Below are 3255 nucleotides of genomic sequence, written 5' to 3'. Positions count from 1 at the left end.
GCACTTGGCTACACCGTCACCCTCACCCCAGCAGCCTGACCATCACCACGCACCCGTCCCGCCGTCACCGCACGGCCACATCGACGTGCGGCCTCCCCAGTCAGCTCACCATCATTTTCGGATTAGCGAGTCGAGATGATCGCTCACCGCTGGCCGCCAACTCGCTTGCTACGGCTAAGGCTTCACGTCGGACGGTCGCCGACGCATCAACGCGAACAGTGGCACTTGGTCTGGACCCGGCACCCCTTCCGGATAGCCAGCCCGTAGGAATCCGAGAACCTTGGCCACAATGTCAGACAGCGCCACGTAACCGACCCCCGAGCGACGGGTTCACCGGCTGCGCTGCAACACACCCGGGAGGTCCTATCGTTGTCGCATGCGCACCGCGTTCCATGAACAACTCGACGCACTCACCACCTCCCTCGGTGCGATGTGCGGGAGCGCGGGCACCGCGATGGAACGCGCAACCCAGGCACTGCTTCAAGCCGATCTGTTCCAAGCCGAGCAAGTCATCACCGACCACCAACGACTCGTCGAGATGAAGACCAAAGCCGAAGAGTCCGCATTCGTCCTGCTGGCGTTGCAATCTCCCGTCGCAGGTGACCTGCGCGCCATTGTCGGCTCAATCCAGAACGTGGCCCACGCCGAGCGCATGGGCGGGCTGGCCCTGCACGTCGCCAAGATCGCCCGCCGACGCCACCCGTCATACGCACTGCCCGAAGAGGTCAACGGATACTTCGCCGAGATGGGCCGCATCGCCGTCGACCTCGGCCTCGCCGCCAAAGACGTCGTGCTGTCATCCGACCCGCACAAGGCCGCGCAAATTCGTCACGACGACGATGCGATGGACGACCTGCACCGCCACATCTTCACCATCCTCATGGACAAAGAATGGAAACACGGAGTCGAGTCGGCGGTAGACGTCACCCTGCTAGGTCGGTTCTACGAACGCTTCGCCGACCACGCCGTTGCGATTGGCCGCAGAGTCATCTTCCAGGCGACCGGCCAAAAGACACCCTCGGACGATTAGCCCAGTCCCGATCGGCGGGGGTTGGGGGTCGATTGGCAGCGATGTCTCGGCGGTTTCGCGTGGCCTCACAGCACTGCGTCGGCGAGGCGATCAACCTGTTCTATCGATGTGACGGTGGGGTGAAAGAGGAGCCTGTCGAATCCCAGATCGCGATACGCCTTCACGGTTTGGCGCGCGCCTTCTGCGGAGGTGAGCATGTCGGCGATGTTGAGTTCGGCGTAATCGGGAACGAATCCGTAGTAACGGCCAATGTGCTGGCGCCCGGCATCGGCGTCATCACCGATGGCGAAGTTCACACAGGTGTGAAATTGCGGGTCACCGGGACGGTCGGCTTCGAGCCACGCAGTCCGAACGCGATCGGCGAACGCCGCTTCAGCCTCGTAGTCGCGCAGAGCCCCGGAGACCCAGCCGTCTCCGAGTTGTGTGACACGGCGAACCGCTGCGTTGGTAAAGCCCCCGAACAGAACCGGAATCTGCACTGGCGCGGCACAAATGGCGGTGCCGTCGATGACCGGCTCGCCTTGCCAGGCGTGGCGCATGAGCGTCATTTCGTCGTCAAGCAAGCGTCCGCGGGCGTGGAAGTCCACACCGGCAGCGATGAAGTCGTCTTCGCGGCCACCGGGGGCGATGCCGACGGTGAGGCGGTTGCCCGCGGCGTCGGCGAGGCTGGCCAACTGCTTGGCGAGAACCGCCGGCGAATACAGCGGAGCGAGAAGGATGTTGGTCTGCAATGCGAGGCTGCTGCTGGCTCCGGCGGTCAGCGCCAATCCGATGATCGAATCAAAGCTGGGATAGACCAGCCGGTCGATCGTGGAGACCACGTCGAATCCACGATGTTCGGCTCGCCGGATCCACTCCAGCATCGTTGAGCCACGAACGCCTGCGCTGCCGTTCGGCAGGCCGATTCCGATCTTCATTGAGAGTCCTTTCGAGTAACGATGACGCGCTGTGCGCACCCGAGCTTGAGGTTGACGGTCAGTCGGTGGGGCTGATGGTCAGCAGGATCTTGCCGCGCGTGTGCCCCTGCTGGTTCTTGGCGAGCGCCTCGGCGGCCCGAGCGAGTGGGTATTCCTCGGTGACGACGACGCGCAGCGTCCCGGCGTCGATGAGGTCGGTGATCTGTTGCAGAGTGTCGTGGCCGGGGTCGCCGGGGAAGAACGAGGATTGCACGCCGTGGGTGGCGGCGAGGTCGGCGACCTCCGCGTCTGGTGGCGACGCGATGGAGACGAGCCGCCCGCCCTTGGTGATGATCGGCACCGAGCGCGTCGCCAACTCACCACCGACGCAATCGAAGACGACATCGACGTCGTGCACCACGTCCTCAAAACGGGTGGTGCGGTAGTCGATCGTATCGTGCGCGCCCAGTGACCGGAGATAGTCGTGGTTCCGCTTGGAGGCGGTGACGATGACGTGAGCGCCGCGCCAGTTCGCCAGCTGTACCGCGAAACTGCCAACCCCGCCAGCGCCGCCATGAATCAGGACTTTCTGTCCGGCTTGAAGGTTGCCCTGGTCCTCCAAGAACAGCGCACCCCAGGCGGTCTGTGCGCCGACCGGCGCCGCAGCCGCCGTCGCCAGAGGAATCGACTGCGGTGCCTTGCACACCGTGTCTGCGGGAACCGAAATGATCTCGGCATAGGTGCCGCATCGGTCGAAATGAACTCCGCCGTAGACGCGATCCCCCACGGCGAAGCCCTCGACACCGGCTCCGAGCTCCAACACGACGCCCGAGAAGTCCAGCCCGACGGTGAAGGGGAAGTCCAGGTGCACGACGTTCTTTAGGGCACCTTCCCCGAGCTTCCAGTCCGCGCCGTTGACACTGGTGGCTGCCATCCGAATCACCACGTCACCAGGCGGCGCGGCGCTCGGTGGTGCGACCTCGTCCTCCCGGATCAGCTCGGGACCACCAAATTCGCTGTAACGCATCGCTTTCACGAGTCTTCCTCCTCTTGTCTCGGTGACGGCTGTTCCGCCGTGGCCGGATCTGCATGGTTCGGCGTGTGTTCGTGGCGTCTCTGTCCATTGTAGCCTAATCTGTCTATGGATGACATGTACGACTAGTCAAGACGGTTTCGTCACGATAGGATCCCCTCCATGAATCTGCCGTCGCGCCCCACGTCGGGGCTTCGCGACATGACACGCCGCAGCGTTCAGGCGCAGATCGCCGAACGGGCCAAAGAACTGTTCATCGAGCAAGGATTCGAGGAGACCACCCTCGAACAGATCGC

4 protein-coding genes are annotated in these 3255 nt (G+C 63.7%); 1 reads left to right on the top strand and 3 read right to left on the bottom strand.

The annotated features are described in order from the left end of the window. Positions 1-174 precede the first annotated feature (174 nt). Complete coding sequence (locus tag QOC69_RS06590) at positions 175-243, bottom strand: hypothetical protein (RefSeq protein WP_526437581.1); 69 nt, start codon at positions 241-243, stop codon at positions 175-177. Positions 244-376: 133 nt separating this feature from the next. Here QOC69_RS06590 and phoU point away from each other — a divergent pair, with 133 nt between their 5' ends. Further along, a complete protein-coding gene (phoU, locus tag QOC69_RS06585) occupies positions 377-1030 on the top strand; it encodes a phosphate signaling complex protein PhoU (protein WP_526437577.1) in 654 nt (217 codons plus the stop codon). A gap of 65 nt (positions 1031-1095) precedes the next feature. Here phoU and QOC69_RS06580 read toward each other — a convergent pair whose 3' ends face one another. Both QOC69_RS06580 and QOC69_RS06575 read right to left on the bottom strand, forming a co-directional pair. Next, positions 1096-1947 (bottom strand): LLM class flavin-dependent oxidoreductase, encoded by an 852-nt coding sequence (locus QOC69_RS06580; RefSeq protein ID WP_526437575.1) that lies wholly within the window; start codon positions 1945-1947, stop codon positions 1096-1098. A gap of 58 nt (positions 1948-2005) precedes the next feature. Then, positions 2006-2953 (bottom strand): NADP-dependent oxidoreductase, encoded by a 948-nt coding sequence (locus QOC69_RS06575; RefSeq protein WP_526437579.1) that lies wholly within the window; start codon positions 2951-2953, stop codon positions 2006-2008. Positions 2954-3255: the final 302 nt, after the last annotated feature.

It is taken from the genome of Mycobacterium sp. (assembly GCF_032162105.1).
Classification (GTDB): Bacteria; Actinomycetota; Actinomycetes; order Mycobacteriales; family Mycobacteriaceae; genus Mycobacterium.
This window is presented reverse-complemented; position numbering and strand designations above follow the sequence as displayed.